The sequence below is a fragment of the Thermoanaerobacterium xylanolyticum LX-11 genome (assembly GCF_000189775.2).
Taxonomy (GTDB): domain Bacteria; phylum Bacillota; class Thermoanaerobacteria; order Thermoanaerobacterales; family Thermoanaerobacteraceae; genus Thermoanaerobacterium; species Thermoanaerobacterium thermosulfurigenes.
In genome coordinates this window covers 1,409,117-1,424,761 of record NC_015555.1, presented here as the reverse complement: position 1 = coordinate 1,424,761, position 15,645 = coordinate 1,409,117, and the positions used below count along the sequence as shown (strand labels likewise).

The 15,645-nt window shown below is 33.9% G+C and carries 16 protein-coding genes; all 16 read left to right on the top strand.

The features are described 5' to 3' along the window. Nucleotides 1-43: 43 nt before the first annotated feature. On the top strand, nucleotides 44-1,030 hold the full coding sequence (pta, locus tag THEXY_RS07000; protein WP_013788142.1) for a phosphate acetyltransferase: 987 nt from the start codon (nucleotides 44-46) through the stop codon (nucleotides 1,028-1,030). A gap of 26 nt (nucleotides 1,031-1,056) precedes the next feature. Further along, nucleotides 1,057-2,259, top strand: a complete 1,203-nt coding sequence (locus THEXY_RS06995) for an acetate/propionate family kinase (protein WP_013788141.1) — start codon at nucleotides 1,057-1,059, stop codon at nucleotides 2,257-2,259. Between the two features lie 64 nt (nucleotides 2,260-2,323). Further along, nucleotides 2,324-2,815 carry a YceD family protein gene (locus THEXY_RS06990; protein WP_013788140.1) on the top strand — a complete coding sequence of 164 codons (492 nt, stop codon included), beginning with the start codon at nucleotides 2,324-2,326 and terminating at the stop codon, nucleotides 2,813-2,815. 12 nt (nucleotides 2,816-2,827) lie between these two features. Next, nucleotides 2,828-3,010 (top strand): 50S ribosomal protein L32, encoded by a 183-nt coding sequence (rpmF, locus tag THEXY_RS06985; protein WP_013788139.1) that lies wholly within the window; start codon nucleotides 2,828-2,830, stop codon nucleotides 3,008-3,010. 109 nt (nucleotides 3,011-3,119) lie between these two features. Further along, nucleotides 3,120-3,710, top strand: a complete 591-nt coding sequence (gene fapR / locus THEXY_RS06980; RefSeq protein WP_013788138.1) for a transcription factor FapR — start codon at nucleotides 3,120-3,122, stop codon at nucleotides 3,708-3,710. Continuing rightward, the gene (plsX, locus tag THEXY_RS06975; RefSeq protein ID WP_013788137.1) at nucleotides 3,707-4,708 is read left to right on the top strand and encodes a phosphate acyltransferase PlsX; all 1,002 of its coding nucleotides are present in this window, start codon (nucleotides 3,707-3,709) and stop codon (nucleotides 4,706-4,708) included. The genes fapR and plsX overlap by 4 nt, the downstream gene beginning before the upstream one ends. Continuing rightward, on the top strand, nucleotides 4,695-5,696 hold the full coding sequence (locus tag THEXY_RS06970) for a beta-ketoacyl-ACP synthase III (protein ID WP_013788136.1): 1,002 nt from the start codon (nucleotides 4,695-4,697) through the stop codon (nucleotides 5,694-5,696). Before plsX ends, THEXY_RS06970 begins: the two co-directional genes overlap by 14 nt. A 10-nt stretch (nucleotides 5,697-5,706) precedes the next feature. Further along, a complete protein-coding gene (fabK, locus tag THEXY_RS06965; protein WP_013788135.1) occupies nucleotides 5,707-6,654 on the top strand; it encodes an enoyl-[acyl-carrier-protein] reductase FabK in 948 nt (315 codons plus the stop codon). Continuing rightward, the gene (gene fabD / locus THEXY_RS06960; protein ID WP_013788134.1) at nucleotides 6,651-7,583 is read left to right on the top strand and encodes an ACP S-malonyltransferase; all 933 of its coding nucleotides are present in this window, start codon (nucleotides 6,651-6,653) and stop codon (nucleotides 7,581-7,583) included. Before fabK ends, fabD begins: the two co-directional genes overlap by 4 nt. Continuing rightward, a complete protein-coding gene (gene fabG / locus THEXY_RS06955) occupies nucleotides 7,584-8,327 on the top strand; it encodes a 3-oxoacyl-[acyl-carrier-protein] reductase (RefSeq protein ID WP_013788133.1) in 744 nt (247 codons plus the stop codon). It begins immediately after the preceding gene. A gap of 40 nt (nucleotides 8,328-8,367) precedes the next feature. Then, nucleotides 8,368-8,598, top strand: coding sequence for an acyl carrier protein (gene acpP, locus THEXY_RS06950; RefSeq protein ID WP_013297969.1), 231 nt, complete (start codon nucleotides 8,368-8,370; stop codon nucleotides 8,596-8,598). 57 nt (nucleotides 8,599-8,655) lie between these two features. Beyond that, nucleotides 8,656-9,885, top strand: a complete 1,230-nt coding sequence (gene fabF / locus THEXY_RS06945; protein WP_013788132.1) for a beta-ketoacyl-ACP synthase II — start codon at nucleotides 8,656-8,658, stop codon at nucleotides 9,883-9,885. Nucleotides 9,886-9,898: 13 nt separating this feature from the next. Continuing rightward, nucleotides 9,899-10,597, top strand: a complete 699-nt coding sequence (gene rnc / locus THEXY_RS06940) for a ribonuclease III (protein ID WP_013788131.1) — start codon at nucleotides 9,899-9,901, stop codon at nucleotides 10,595-10,597. Next, nucleotides 10,594-11,658 carry an elongator complex protein 3 gene (locus tag THEXY_RS06935; RefSeq protein WP_013788130.1) on the top strand — a complete coding sequence of 355 codons (1,065 nt, stop codon included), beginning with the start codon at nucleotides 10,594-10,596 and terminating at the stop codon, nucleotides 11,656-11,658. The genes rnc and THEXY_RS06935 overlap by 4 nt, the downstream gene beginning before the upstream one ends. A gap of 95 nt (nucleotides 11,659-11,753) precedes the next feature. Beyond that, a complete protein-coding gene (locus tag THEXY_RS06930) occupies nucleotides 11,754-12,014 on the top strand; it encodes a stage V sporulation protein S (RefSeq protein ID WP_013788129.1) in 261 nt (86 codons plus the stop codon). 70 nt (nucleotides 12,015-12,084) lie between these two features. After that, the gene (gene smc, locus THEXY_RS06925; protein WP_013788128.1) at nucleotides 12,085-15,633 is read left to right on the top strand and encodes a chromosome segregation protein SMC; all 3,549 of its coding nucleotides are present in this window, start codon (nucleotides 12,085-12,087) and stop codon (nucleotides 15,631-15,633) included. Nucleotides 15,634-15,645 lie beyond the last annotated feature (12 nt).

Genomic DNA, 15,645 nt, shown 5'->3' with positions numbered 1-15,645 from the left:
AGAAATATATAAAGATAAATATTTTGGAGGAAGGGACGATTTTATGAGTATTATTCAAAGTATCATTGAAAAAGCCAAAAGTGACAAAAAGAAAATTGTTCTGCCGGAAGGTGCGGAACCAAGGACATTAAAGGCTGCTGAGATAGTCCTAAAAGAGGGAATCGCAGATTTAGTGCTTCTGGGAAATGAGGACGAGATAAAAAGTGCAGCAAAAGATTTGGACATATCCAAAGCAGAAATCATTGACCCTGTAAAGTCTGAAATGTTTGATAGGTATGCTAATTATTTTTATGAATTAAGAAAGAGTAAAGGAATTACTTTAGAAAAAGCCAGAGAAACAATCAAAGATAATATTTATTTTGGATGTATGATGGTTAAAGATGGTTATGCTGATGGATTGGTATCTGGTGCTATTCATGCTACTGCAGATTTATTAAGACCCGCATTTCAGATAATTAAAACGGCTCCAGGTGCAAAGATAGTATCAAGCTTTTTTATAATGGAAGTACCTAATTGCGAATATGGTGAAAATGGTGTATTTTTGTTTGCTGATTGTGCAGTTAATCCATCACCTAATGCAGAAGAACTTGCTTCTATTGCTGTACAATCTGCTAATACTGCGAAGAATTTGTTGGGCTTTGAACCAAAAGTTGCGATGCTTTCATTTTCCACAAAAGGCAGTGCATCACATGAATTAGTAGATAAGGTAAGAAAAGCGACAGAGATAGCAAAGGATTTGATGCCAGATGTTGCTATCGACGGTGAATTGCAATTAGATGCTGCTCTTGTTAAAGAAGTTGCAGAGTTAAAAGCTCCAGGAAGCAAAGTTGCAGGATGTGCAAATGTGCTTATATTCCCTGACTTACAAGCTGGCAACATAGGATATAAGCTTGTGCAGAGGTTAGCTAAGGCAAATGCAATTGGACCGATAACACAAGGAATGGGTGCACCAGTTAACGATTTATCAAGAGGATGCAGTTATAGAGATATTGTCGATGTAATAGCAACAACAGCTGTACAAGCTCAATAAAATGTAAAGTATGGAGGATGAAAACTATGAAAATACTGGTTATTAATTGCGGAAGCTCTTCACTGAAATATCAACTAATTGAATCTACTGATGGAAATGTGCTGGCGAAAGGTCTTGCCGAAAGGATCGGCATAAATGATTCTCTATTGACGCATAACGCTAATGGAGAAAAAATCAAGATAAAAAAAGACATGAAAGATCACAAAGACGCAATAAAATTAGTTTTAGATGCTTTGGTAAACAGTGATTATGGTGTTATAAAGGATATGTCTGAAATAGATGCTGTAGGCCATAGAGTTGTTCACGGAGGAGAATCTTTTACTTCATCAGTCCTAATAAATGATGAAGTGTTAAAAGCAATAACAGATTGCATAGAATTAGCTCCACTGCATAATCCTGCTAACATAGAGGGTATTAAAGCTTGCCAGCAAATCATGCCAGACGTTCCAATGGTGGCAGTATTTGATACAGCTTTTCATCAGACAATGCCTGATTATGCATATCTTTATCCAATACCTTATGAATACTACACAAAGTACAGAATAAGAAGATATGGATTTCATGGTACGTCGCATAAATATGTTTCAAATAGGGCTGCAGAGATTTTAAATAGGCCTATTGAAGATTTGAAAATTATAACATGTCATCTTGGAAATGGTTCCAGCATTGCTGCCGTCAAATATGGTAAATCAATTGACACAAGCATGGGATTTACGCCATTAGAAGGTTTGGCTATGGGTACACGATCTGGAAACATAGATCCGTCTATCATTTCTTATCTTATGGAAAAGGAAAAGATAAGCGCTGAAGAAGTGGTAAATATATTAAACAAAAAATCCGGCGTTTATGGCATTTCAGGAATAAGCAGCGATTTTAGAGATTTAGAAGATGCTGCGTTTAAAAATGGTGATGAAAGAGCTCAGCTTGCTTTAAATGTATTTACGTATCGAGTAAAGAAAACGATCGGCGCTTATGCAGCAGCTATGGGAGGCGTTGATGCCATTGTATTTACAGCAGGCGTTGGTGAAAATGGACCGGAGATACGAGAATTTATACTTGATGGATTAGAGTTCTTAGGGTTTAGTTTGGATAAGGAAAAAAATAAGGTGAGAGGTAAAGAAACTATTATATCTACGCCAAATTCAAAAGTTAGCGTGATGGTTGTCCCGACTAATGAAGAATACATGATTGCTAAAGACACTGAAAAGATTGTAAAGAGTATAAAATAGCATTCTTGACAAATGTTTACCCCATTAGTATAATTAATTTTGGCAATTATATTGGGGTGAGAAAATGAAAATTGATTTATCAAAAATTAAGGGACATAGGGGTCGCAGCATTGAAGTCAACTACGTAGAAAATCTGAGTGTTCTTGAGGCAAATAGCAACAGATACGTGGTTATAAAGCCAATTACCGTTACTGGAAGCATAACACACGACAGTGAAGGGATAGTTTTAAAGCTTTTAGCACGTGGGGCTATTAAAGTAACATGCGATAGGTGCCTTGATGAATTCGAGTATGAGTTTGTAATACCGATTGATGAAGTAGTGAACGAGTCTGATGATGAATTTTCTGGTGAAGTGGAAGATGAAAAGCTTGATTTGACGAAGATTGTAATTGAAAATGTAGAACTTTCTCTTCCGATGAAATTCATTTGCTCCGATGATTGCAAGGGTCTATGTCCTACTTGTGGTAAAAATCTTAATCATGAAAAATGCGATTGCCAAATAAAAGAAATTGATCCACGCCTTTCAGTTTTGAATAAATTACTGCAGAAGATGTAGGAGGTGTATAGTATGCCAGTTCCAAAGCGTAGAACATCTAAGGCAAGAAGAGATAAGAGAAGGCATAGCCATAGTTTAGCTGTACCTGCTTATGTTTTGTGCCCACAATGTCACGAACCAAAATTGCCTCACAGAGTTTGCTTAAGCTGTGGTTATTACGATGGTAAAGAGGTATTGAAAGTGGAAGAAAAGTAATGGAGTTTTCTCTATTACTTTTCTTTTTTTTATTTCTTGACTTTTATACATGGCGTAATTTATAATTATGAGTAAGTCATAAAAACAACTTATATTTGGAGCTGATAATGTGGCCACGAAGCTTAGTAAAAGAGATAGACTAAAAAAATTAAAAATTGAAATCGAAAAATATCCATTTTATACTGATGACGAATTAGCTGATTTGTTTTCGGTTAGCGTTCAGACGATAAGGCTGGATAGAATGGAATTAGGTATTCCAGAGCTTAGAGAAAGAATAAAGAACGTTGCTGAAAAAAATTATAACAAGGTAAAAGCAATAGTAGGCAGCGAAATAGTAGGTGAGCTTATCGATTTAGAGTTAGGAAAAAGCGGAATATCTGTTTTCGAGCCTACGCCTGAAATGGCTTTTTTAAAGACGAAAATTATAAGAGGGCATTACATATATTCACAAGCAGAGTCTTTGGCGATATCTGTTATCGATGCTGAGGCTGCATTGATAGGTGTTGCAAATATAAAGTATAAATATCCAGTCAAGATAGGTGATAGGCTTGTCGCAAAAGCAGAAGTAACCAGAAAAAGAGGAAATAAATATTTTGTATGGGTTATGATTAAAGTGAAAGATAGAGAAGTGTTCAGAGGCAAATTTATATTAGTATCTTTAGAAAGCGATAGCACCGAAAAGGAGGTGCAACAACCTTGAAAATAGCAGTTGATGCTATGGGCGGAGATTATGCTCCATATGAAATAATAAAAGGTGTTGAAAAGGCATTAGATAGTTTTGATATAGAAATAGTTTTGGTTGGAAACAAAGAGCAATTAGATAAATATGTAAAAGAAAAAGATGGCTTGACTATTGTACATGCAAAAGATGTAATTACAAACAATGAACCACCTGTAGCCGCCATAAGGAAAAAGAAAGATTCTTCTATGGCTGTTGGCATTGAAATGCTTAAAAGGGATGAAGTGGATGCTTTTTTATCAGCAGGCAATACGGGTGCTTTAATGGCGGGTTCGCTTTTTAATATTGGAAGGATCAAAGGGATAGATAGGCCAGCGTTGGCACCAATACTGCCAACTTTGAATGGTGCTATGATATTACTTGATGCGGGTTCAAACACAGATTGCAAACCGATAAATTTGTTCCAGTTTGCTATAATGGGAAGTGTATATGCGCAAAAAATGCTTAATGTCGAGAATCCTAAAATTGGATTGTTTAATATTGGCGCTGAAGAAGAAAAAGGAAATGAGCTTACAAAACAAGTTTACGATTTAATAAAAAACTCTCATTTAAATTTCATTGGAAATGTCGAGGGTAGAGATATTGCTTATGGAGTTGCGGACGTTGTAACATGTGATGGATTTGTCGGAAATGCCATCTTAAAGTCGATGGAAGGGACTGCGTCTGTAATATCATCCCTGTTAAAGCAGGAGCTTCAAAGGAATATATTTACTAAATTAGGTGCAATGTTAATTTACGGTGCTTTAAAGAACATAGTTAAGAAAATGGATTACACTGAATATGGTGGTGCTCCGCTTCTTGGTATAAAGAAACCTGTTATTAAGGCTCATGGAAGTTCTAAAGAAAAAGCAATTTTTAATGCTATAAGACAGGCTAAAACTATTGTGGAAATGGATGTTATATCACACATTCAGAGGGAAATAGAATTGATTGGAGATGATATAAGTGCTGCAAAATAGAGATTTCAAAGCTGGAATTTTAGGAACGGGAAGCTTTGTCCCAGAAAATAAGTTGACAAATCAAGATTTAGAAAAGATGGTGGATACTTCAAATGAATGGATTGTATCAAGGACAGGAATAAAGGAAAGACGCATTGCACCACAATCAATGACTACGTCTTACATGGCAACTGAAGCGGCAAAAAAAGCTATTGAAGATGCTGGAATAGAAGCTTCAGAAATAGATTTAATTATCGTTGCAACTGTTGTTCCGGATATGAATTTCCCTTCTACTGCTTGTCTTGTACAGGCAAACATTAAAGCCACAAAAGCAGCGGCTTTTGACATAGAAGTAGGATGTTCTGGATTTATATATGGCCTTTCTATAGCAAAACAGTTTGTGGAGAGTGGTACATATAAGACTGTCCTTGTGATTGCAGCAGACGTGTTATCAAAAATAACCAATTGGGAAGACAGGAATACTTGTGTACTATTTGGTGATGGAGCAGGGGCTGCTATAGTAGGTCCGGTTAAAGATGGATACGGAATTTTAGACAATGTCATTGGGGCTGATGGAACTGGAGGAATGCATTTATACATGCCAGCTGGTGGTTCGCGAATGCCAGCAAGTGAAGATACTGTAAAAAACAAATTACATACAATCCATATGAATGGGCAGGAAGTTTTTAAATTTGCAGTCAATGTTATGAATACAGCAACTGTAGAGGTTTTAAATAGATGCGGATTGAAACCTGAAGATGTAGATCTTTTTATACCACATCAAGCAAATATTAGAATAATAGATGCAGCAATGAAAAAGTTGAAACTGTCAAAAGAAAAAGTTTTTATCAACTTGGATAAATACGGAAATATGTCTGCAGCTTCTGTCATTGTCGCTTTAGACGAGGCTTTAAAAGCAGGGAGAATAAAAAATGGAGATATAATTTTGATGGTTGCGTTTGGCGCTGGTTTAACGTGGGGTTCTACTGTGATAAAGTGGTTGAGATAGGAGTGAGAACATGATAAAGACACAGATTACTGATTTATTTGGCTTGGAATATCCTATATTTCAAGGTGGAATGGCTTGGGTTGCAACAGCAGAATTGGCTGCTGCAGTTTCAAATGCTGGTGGACTTGGCATTATTGGTGCAGGAAATGCACCTGCCAGTTTTGTCAAAGAACAAATAAGAAAAGCGAGAGAATTGACTGATAGACCTTTTGGTGTTAATGTAATGTTAATGTCGCCATTTGTCGATGAAGTTATGGATGTTGTAATAGAAGAAAAAGTAAGTGTTATCACTACAGGTGCTGGGAATCCAGGCAAATATATAAACAAGTTAAAAGAAAACAATATAAAAGTTGTTCCAGTTGTCCCATCTGTTGCATTAGCTAAAAGAATGGAATCAATTGGAGTAGATGCAGTTGTAGCAGAAGGAACAGAATCAGGTGGACATATAGGTGAGCTTACTACTATGGCTTTAGTGCCGCAAGTTGTTGATGCGGTGAGTATACCTGTCATAGCGGCAGGTGGCATTGGCGACGGAAGAGGTGTTGCTGCAGCTTTTTGCCTTGGAGCTCAAGGTGTTCAGTTGGGCACACGATTTGTATGTTGTACGGAATGTACAGCAAATGAAAAATATAAGGAGTACATAATAAATGCTAAGGACAGAGATGCAGTTGTGACTGGCAGAACTACAGGACATCCCGTAAGATCTTTAAAAAATCATCTTACAAGAGAGTTTGAAAAAGCAGAACAAAATGGAGCTTCAAAAGAAGAGTTGGAACAATTAGGTGCAGGAAAGTTAAGAGATGCAGTAGTATATGGAGATGTTTTAAATGGTTCTGTTATGGCTGGTCAAATATCTGGTCTTATAAACGATATTAAGCCTGCTAAAGCAATAATTGAGGATTTGTTTAATGATGCTGAGAAAATTATTGTAAGTTTATATGGAGGCTTTAAAAGATGAAAATTGCATTTATATATCCAGGACAAGGTGCACAATATACAGGAATGGGCAAAGAAATATATGAAAATTATGCTGAGGCGAGAGAAGTTTTTGAAGAGGCAAATGATGCATTAAGATACGATATTACTAGATTATGTTTTGAAGGTCCTGATGAAGAATTAATGAAGACAGAAAATACACAACCTGCCATATTGACAGTAAGTATTGCATTAACTAAGGTGCTATCAAAAAGAGGGTTGAAAGCAGATGTGACGGCTGGCTTAAGCTTAGGTGAATACAGTTCTCTTGTATATTCAGGTGTATTATCTTTTAAAGATGCAGTGAAGCTTGTGAAGAAAAGAGGAGAATACATGCAAAATGCTGTTCCAATAGGTATAGGAGGAATGGCAGCAATAATAGGGCTTGACAACGAAGTGGTAGAGAATATATGCTATAATATAAGAGAATTTGGTGTTGTTGAACCAGCTAACTACAATTGCCCAGGGCAATTATCGATTGCAGGTGAAATTAAAGCTTTAGAAAAAGCTGTAGAACTTGCTAAAGAAAAAGGGGCAAAAAAAGCAGTTATGTTGCCTGTTAGTGCACCATTTCACTGCAGTATGCTTAAGGATGCAGGCATTAAATTAGAAGAAGATTTGAAGCAGGTTCCAATATTTGATATGTTAGTCCCTGTTATTACTAATGTTACTGCGGATTACCTTAAAATTGACGAAGTTAAAAAGACCTTAGTGAAGCAGGTAAGCAGTCCTGTTTTATGGGAACAATCAGTAAGAAAGATGATTGATGATCAAGTTGAAGTTTTCATTGAAATAGGACCAGGAAAAACACTTACTGGATTTATGAAGAGAATAGATAAGACAAAAAAAGCCATCAATTTCGAAGATATGAGTTCGCTTGATAAACTTTTATCCACTTTGGAGGTAAACTGAATGGACAGGGAAATTAAAACGGCATTAGTGACAGGAGGAGGAAAAGGGATAGGGAAAGCTATCGCCTTAAAGTTAGCAGAAGACGGATATAATGTCGTAATTAATTATTCAAAAAGTTCGAAGGATGCTATAGAGACTGTTGAAGAAGCTAAAAAGTTTGGCGTTGAAGCTTGTGCTTTGAAATGTGATATTTCAAATTATAATGAAGTTGAAAAGATGGTCAATGACATAATCGATATGTTTGGCGATATTGACGTTGTTGTAAATAATGCTGGAATAACAAAAGATAACCTTATACTTAGAATGTCAGAAGACGACTGGGATAATGTTATAGATGTTAATTTAAAGGGAACTTTTAATGTAATAAAATTTGTTTCTAAGTATATGATAAAAAGAAGAAAAGGAAAAATTATAAACATATCTTCAGTAGTAGGCGTGATTGGAAATGCAGGACAATCCAATTATGCGGCATCTAAAGCTGGAATTATAGGTTTGACAAAATCTTTGGCAAAAGAATTGGCGTCCAGAGGAATAACTGTTAATGCTATTGCGCCAGGTTTTATAGAAACGGATATGACAGATGTATTAAGTGAAACAGTAAAATTGTCAATGTTGAATTCCATACCATTAAAAAGAGCAGGAAAACCACAGGATATAGCAAATGTAGTGTCTTTTCTTGCCAGCAATGCTTCTGATTATATTACAGGACAGGTAATCAATGTTGACGGAGGAATGGTAATGTAATATTATTCTAATATGGGTGCTTTGAGAGGAGGTGAACTTTATGGAGTTTGAAAAGATTAGGGACATAATTGTTGAACAATTAGGGGTAGATCCAGAAGAAGTCACTATGGAGTCATCTTTTATAGATGATCTTGGAGCAGATTCACTTGATATAGTTGAATTAATCATGGCGCTTGAGGAAGAATTTGATGTCGAAATTCCTGATGAAGATGCAGAAAAAATTAAGACAGTTGGTGATGTAGTAGAATATTTAAAAAATCTTGAAAAGTAATATTAAGTCCCGCAATTGCGGGACTTAATTAGATGATTATTTGATGGAGGATTATCTATGAATAGGGTTGTAATAACTGGTATAGGAGCCATAACTCCAATAGGCAATAACATTGATGATTTATGGAATTCTCTTATAAATGGGAAGTCTGGAATTGATAGAATTTCCAGATTTGATGTTTCAGCATATCCAACGAAACTGGCGGCAGAAGTAAAAGATTTCGAACCGACAGATTATATTGATAAAAAAGAAGCCAAGAGGATGGATAGATTCACTCAGTTTGCTTTGGCATCTGCAAAAATGGCTTTAGCAGATTCAGGACTTGATCTTGCCAGTGAAGATTTGGATAGAATAGGTGTTGTGTATGGCTCAGGAATAGGTGGAATAGAAACATTAGAAAATCAACAGAATATTTTAAGGGAGAAAGGCCCAGGAAGAGTAAGTCCTTTTTTTGTTCCGATGATGATTGCGAACATGGCAGCGGGGCTCATATCGATTACTTTTGGACTTAAAGGACACAATGAAACGATAGTCAATGCGTGCGCATCAAGTTCCAATGCCATAGGTGATGCATTTAAAGTAATTGAACGTGGTGATGCGGATGTAATTGTTACTGGTGGTAGTGAAGCTGCAATAACACCTTTAGCAATTGCAGGATTTTGCTCAATGAAGGCGATGTCAACAAATGAAGACCCTAAAACGGCATGCAGACCTTTTGACGCTAAGAGAGACGGATTTATAATGGGAGAAGGTTCGGCTACACTTGTCCTCGAGTCATTGGACCATGCCTTAAAAAGAGGTGCTAAAATATACTGTGAGATTGTGGGTTATGGTGCTACTGCTGATGCTTATCATATAACTGCACCTGCACCTTTGGGTGAAGGAGCAGCAAAAGCGATGAAACTTGCACTAAAAGATGCTGGTATTTCGCCAGATGATATTGATTATATAAACGCACACGGGACTTCTACAGAGTACAACGATAAATATGAAACTATGGCTATTAAAAATATATTTGGAGAACATGCTTATAAATTGAAGATTAGTTCCACCAAGTCTATGACAGGACATATGCTTGGAGCATCAGGGGCTGTGGAAGCTGTAGCTACAATACTTGCTATAAAAAATGGAATTGTTCCCCCTACTATCAATTATGAAACTCCAGATCCTGAATGCGATTTGGATTATGTTCCAAATAAAGCCTTAAAAATGGATGTAAATTATGCTTTGTCAAATTCTTTTGGCTTTGGAGGACACAATGCTTCATTAGTGTTTAAAAAATATTGAAAGAGGCACAATCATGGAGTTAAGCGATAGATATGAAAATTTAGAGAAAAATATGGGTTATACTTTTAATAATAAAAAATTGCTTAAAAATGCTTTAACACATAGTTCATGGGCAAATGAAAGCAAAAACTTTCTAAGCAGCAATGAAAGATTGGAATTTTTAGGAGATTCTGTATTAAGCATTGTAATAAGTGAATACTTATATAAAAATAGGACTGATCTGGAAGAAGGCTATTTGTCAAAGTACAGAGCTGAAATAGTCTGTGAGCCTTCACTTGCTCGATGTGCGAGAGAGATAGATATTGGCAAGTATTTAAATATAGGTAGAGGTGAAGAGATGACAGGTGGACGCAATAGGGATTCTATCCTTGCAGATGCGATGGAAGCTTTAATAGCTGCAGTCTACTTGGATTCGGATCTTAAAACGGTAAGTGAAGTTGTATTAAGGCTCTTTGAGAAAATTATAAACGAAGTGTTAAGTGGACTAATATATCGGGATTATAAGACAAAATTACAAGAAGTAACGCAAAAAATGGGCTCAGAAAGAGTGATTTATAAATTAATAGATGAATATGGTCCTGATCACAATAAGATGTTTGTAATAGAAGTTTTTGTCGGTGAAAATAGACTTGGCAGAGGGAAGGGAAGAAGTAAAAAAGAAGCTGAGCAATATGCAGCCATGGAGGCTTTAAGTAAGATGGGGTTAATATGAAAGATATCTACATTATACCGATTTTTGTCCCTCATTTAGGTTGTCCTCATAAATGTGTTTTTTGTAATCAAGATGAAATAACTGGTTTAAAATCTAAAGTGAATGAGGAATACGTAGAAAGAACTATCGAAGATTATTTGAAGACTATTCCGAAAAATGCTCACATTGAAGTTTCATTTTATGGAGGAAGCTTTACAGGAATACCGTTGGAAACACAAAAAAAATTTTTATCTATTGTGCAAAAATATTTGATATTAGGTAGTATTGATGCAATTAGATTGTCTACTAGACCTGATTATATTGATGAGGTTATTCTTGACAATTTAAAAAGATATGGTGTTTCGATTATAGAACTGGGTGTACAAAGTATGGATAATGAAGTGCTTTTAAAGAGTCATAGAGGTCATAGTGCTGTTGATGTTTTTAGAGCATCTGAATTGATAAAGGAATACGGATTTACATTAGGTTTACAGATTATGATAGGATTGCCAGGTGACAATAGACAGAAATTATTAGAAACGGCTGATAAGATAATCTCTTTAAGGCCTGCGTTTGTCAGAATTTATCCTACTCTTGTTTTGAAAGGTACTTATTTGGAAAAGATGTATAAAAATGGAATGTATATGCCTATTAGTTTGGAAGATGCTGTAGAGATTTCAAAAGAATTGTACATCAAATTTAAGAAAAATCATATAGATGTAATTAGAATAGGACTACAAACTACAGATGATATAAACATAAATAAAGATGTAGTAGCTGGTCCATTTCATCCAGCGTTTGGAGAGTTAGTAAAGTCGTCTATTTATAAAGATATTGTTAAACATCTATTTCAAAATAACGATATTAAAGAATGTACGGTTTTTATTTACATTAATCCTCGCTCGGTTTCAGCTTTAGTTGGAAATAAAAAAAGAAATAAGATTTACTTGGAATCGGAATTTGGTGTAAAAATTAATATAGTTCAGCTTGAAGATGTTGAAGAAGATAGTGTGCTTTTAGAATATAATGGACATGTATTTAAAAAATCAATAGAAGATTACTTAAATGAGTCCACTATATGATCTTAAAAAATTTTTTATAAAAAGAAGGATTTAGTCATTATTTATAGAATATATATTTTGTATTCATTTTCAATTCTACTAAGGAGGTTATTATAGTGGAGGTTCTAAAAGTATCAGCTAAATCTCAACCTAAATCTGTAGCAGGTGCATTGGCGGCTGTATTGAGAGACAAGTCTGTAGCTGAGATACAGGCTGTCGGAGCGGGAGCCGTAAATCAGGCTGTTAAGGCAATAGCAATAGCAAGAGGATTTGTGGCGCCTAACGGTATAGATTTAATTGCTATACCAGCTTTTTCAGAAATAGAAATAGAAGGGGAGACCCGAACAGCAATAAAGTTCATAGTAGAACCAAGATAATTAAAACCTGCTAAAGCAGGTTTTAATTATCTTGTGGAGTGCCTTTTAATTCTAATTTTTGGAGGGTCTTATGTTTTTAAAGAAATTAGATATAATAGGATTTAAGTCCTTTGCAGATAGAGTTGTATTGAATTTTGAAAAGGGAATTACAGCAATTGTTGGTCCAAACGGAAGTGGGAAAAGCAATATTTCAGATGCTGTAAGGCTTGTTTTGGGAGAACAAAGTATCAAAAGTTTAAGAGGAAATAAATTAGAAGATGTCATTTTTGTAGGCACAGAAAATAGAAAGCCGTTGAGTTTTGCGGAAGTTACGTTGACACTTGATAACAGTGATCACATGCTTCCACTGGATTTTACTGAGGTGGTAATAACCAGAAAAATATTTAGATCTGGTGAAAGCGAATTTTATATAAACAAGACTCAATGCAGATTAAAAGATGTATTTGAGCTGTTTATGGATACAGGAATGGGGCGAGATGGGTACTCTATCATTGGTCAAGGTAAAATCGATGAGATTTTACTATCACGACCAGAAGATAGAAGGCAAATTTTTGAGGAAGCTTCTGGAATTTCAAAATACAAATACAAAAAGGAAGAGGCACAAAAAAAATTAGTTGTTACGAATGAAAATATAAACAGGATAAATGATATATTGCTGGAGCTTCAAAATCAATTGGAACCTCTGCATGAACAAAAAGCAAAAGCAGAAACTTTTCTGAAATTACAGGAAGAAAAAAAACGCATTGATATAACAATTCATTGCCATGATATAGAGGAGCTTTTTAAAAAGTTAAGCAACTTTAAATCAGATTATACTGTGATTGAAAAGAATGTGTTGAAATTAAAAACAGAAATCGAAAGCAAAAAAAATACTTTAAATGAAGCGGAATTAGAGCTTGAAAGTTTTAAAAAACAATTAGACGAAATAAAACAAGATTATTATAATTCTAAAAATGAGATAGAGACATTAAATGGAAAGATAGAACTTTTAAATGAGAAAGTAAAAAATAGTGAAGAAAATATAGATAGATTTAAAAAATCTCTTGAAGATAGTAAGAATAAATCATCTCTTACATCAAAAGAAATAGGTGAAATTAATGACAGCATAAAAGAGATTGAGTCAAAGAAACAATATTTTGAATCAGAATTAAGTAATCTTATTTCAAGGTATGAATCTATAAAAGAAGAGTCTAATTTAAAACAAATGGAAGTTGAATCTGCAAAAGAAGACATGGTTGATATTTTAAATGAGATTGCAGAGAACAATAACATTCTTTCAAAGACGGAAGTAATGAAAAATAATTTATCTGAAAAATTAAATGATTTAGTTAAAACGCAAAATAATCTGCTAAATGATATTGAACTTAAAAATTATGAAGTAAGCAAAATACAAAATAACATTGAAAGCCTTAGTAGTGAATTAGTTACATTTAATGATGATAAAAATTTAACTGAAGAAAAATTGAAGTCATTAGAAAATAATATAAAGATTCAAAATGGGAAATATGAAAAAACATTAAATGAATACAACAGCGCGATAGCTAAGTTAAGGCTTCTAAGGGATATGGATAAAGAATATGAGGGATATAATCACAGCATTAAAAATTTGATGAAATACATTGAGAAGAATGAGTCATTAAAGAAGAATGTATTAGGTGTAGTTGGAGAATTAATTGATGTAAGAAGTGAATATTCTTTGGCTATTGAGATAGCATTAGGTTCAGCAATTCAAGACATTATAACGGAAACTACCGAAAGTGCTAAGGATCTCATATCTGTGCTTAAAAAGAATAATTTTGGTAGAGCGACATTTTTGCCACTTGATAATATAACGTACAAACCATTTGATAAATCTTTTAATAGAGACGATGGAGTAATAGGATTGGCTTCTGATATTATTGATTACGATAAAAAAATTGAAAAAGCGATAAAATTCATTTTGGGAAGGGTAATAGTAACAAAGGATTTAGATACTGCTATTTCGCTAAGTAGAAAATTTAAAAATCAATTTAAAATAGTGACATTAAAAGGTGAAGTCATTAATCCTGGCGGTTCGATTACTGGAGGAAGCGTCTTAAAGTCTCAAAATATATTGAAGCGGAAAGAAGATATTAAACTCGAAGATATAAAATGCAATAAATTGGCAAGAGAATTGAAAGAATTAGAAAAGTATAAAGATACTTTAACCAAAGAAATGGAAAAGACAAGAGAAAAGTTGGATAATATAATAAATAACATTAACATTAAAGCAGGCATTTTAAATGATTTAATGAAAAATAAATCTTCTTTAGAGATGGAGATAGAAAAATTAAGCACGATTATAAAACAAAGTGAATTAGAAGAAAAACAGATAAGAGATGTTATAAAAAGCTATGACGAGGAAATTAATAAATACAAAGATAACATATCGCAACTTAATCAAAAAAAAGCTTGTTTAGACAAATTGATCAGAGATTATAAAGACAACAAAGATTCTAATGCTGATGTTCTCAATAAGCTAGAGGTAGAAATAACTAATTTAAAAATTGAATTAGCAAAATATGAGCAAAAGTTGATGAATGATGTTTCGAAATTAAATGAAAAGAAGTCAGAATATAGTAACATTACTGGATCAATTATTGAGATAGAAAAAAGCATTGACAAGTATGAAAATTTAAAAATAATGTATGAAAAAGATATAAATAGAACTAATGAAAAAAGCGAAATTTTAAACGAAAGGCTTAAAAAGATTAACGAAGAAATACATGAAATGGAAAGAAAGATTGATACAAAATTGAAAAACATAAATACTGATAAAGAAATATTGGATAAATTAGAAAATGAATATTCTAAAGAAATAGAAAATAAACGTTTGAAAGAATTGAATATTCAAAAAGTTGAAATGGAAATTGAAAATATCAAAAATAAACTTTGGGAAGATTATGAGATAACTTTCAACAATGCAAAAGCAAATTTAATAAAGGAAAATATTTTGACATTGAGGCAGCAGTTATCAAAAATTAATGCATCCATTAAAGAGCTAGGAATAGTCAATCTAAATGCGATAGAGGAATACAAAAATTTAAAAGAACGATACGATTTTCTGAAGATGCAATATGATGATTTGGTGGAAGCAAAGAATTCACTTAATTCAATCATTGATGATGCAAATAAAATTATAAAGACTAAATTTAAAGATAATTTCAACTTAATCGAATCACAATTTAAAGAAACATTTAAAAAATTGTTTGGCGGTGGGAGAGCAGAATTAATTTTGACAAATCCTGATGATTTGCTTAATACGGGGATAGAAATAAATGTACAGCCTCCTGGGAAAAAGCTTCAAAACATTTCTCTCCTATCAGGTGGTGAAAAAGCATTAGTTGCAATATCATTGTTATTTGCTATGATATTAATAAGACCGACACCTTTCTGTATACTCGATGAAATAGATGCTGCCTTAGACGATGCAAATGTCGACAGATTTGCATCTTACTTGAAAGACCTTTCACGTGAATCACAGTTTATAGTTGTGACTCACAGAAAAGGTACTATGTCAGTTGCTGACACATTATATGGAGTAACTATGCAGGAAAAAGGTGTTTCAAAGTTATTATCGTTAAAATTAGAAAGTGCTTAGAAAGGAATGTAA

Bases quoted from the DNA above. Each gene is read 5' to 3' on its own strand.
- pta (WP_013788142.1), top strand. From the start codon at position 44: ATGAGTATTATTCAAAGTATCATTGAAAAAGCCAAAAGTGACAAAAAG.
- THEXY_RS06995 (WP_013788141.1), top strand. From the start codon at position 1,057: ATGAAAATACTGGTTATTAATTGCGGAAGCTCTTCACTGAAATATCAA.
- THEXY_RS06990 (WP_013788140.1), top strand. From the start codon at position 2,324: ATGAAAATTGATTTATCAAAAATTAAGGGACATAGGGGTCGCAGCATT.
- rpmF (WP_013788139.1), top strand. From the start codon at position 2,828: ATGCCAGTTCCAAAGCGTAGAACATCTAAGGCAAGAAGAGATAAGAGA.
- fabK (WP_013788135.1), top strand. From the start codon at position 5,707: ATGATAAAGACACAGATTACTGATTTATTTGGCTTGGAATATCCTATA.
- fabD (WP_013788134.1), top strand. From the start codon at position 6,651: ATGAAAATTGCATTTATATATCCAGGACAAGGTGCACAATATACAGGA.
- fabG (WP_013788133.1), top strand. From the start codon at position 7,584: ATGGACAGGGAAATTAAAACGGCATTAGTGACAGGAGGAGGAAAAGGG.
- acpP (WP_013297969.1), top strand. From the start codon at position 8,368: ATGGAGTTTGAAAAGATTAGGGACATAATTGTTGAACAATTAGGGGTA.
- fabF (WP_013788132.1), top strand. From the start codon at position 8,656: ATGAATAGGGTTGTAATAACTGGTATAGGAGCCATAACTCCAATAGGC.
- rnc (WP_013788131.1), top strand. From the start codon at position 9,899: ATGGAGTTAAGCGATAGATATGAAAATTTAGAGAAAAATATGGGTTAT.
- THEXY_RS06935 (WP_013788130.1), top strand. From the start codon at position 10,594: ATGAAAGATATCTACATTATACCGATTTTTGTCCCTCATTTAGGTTGT.
- smc (WP_013788128.1), top strand. From the start codon at position 12,085: ATGTTTTTAAAGAAATTAGATATAATAGGATTTAAGTCCTTTGCAGAT.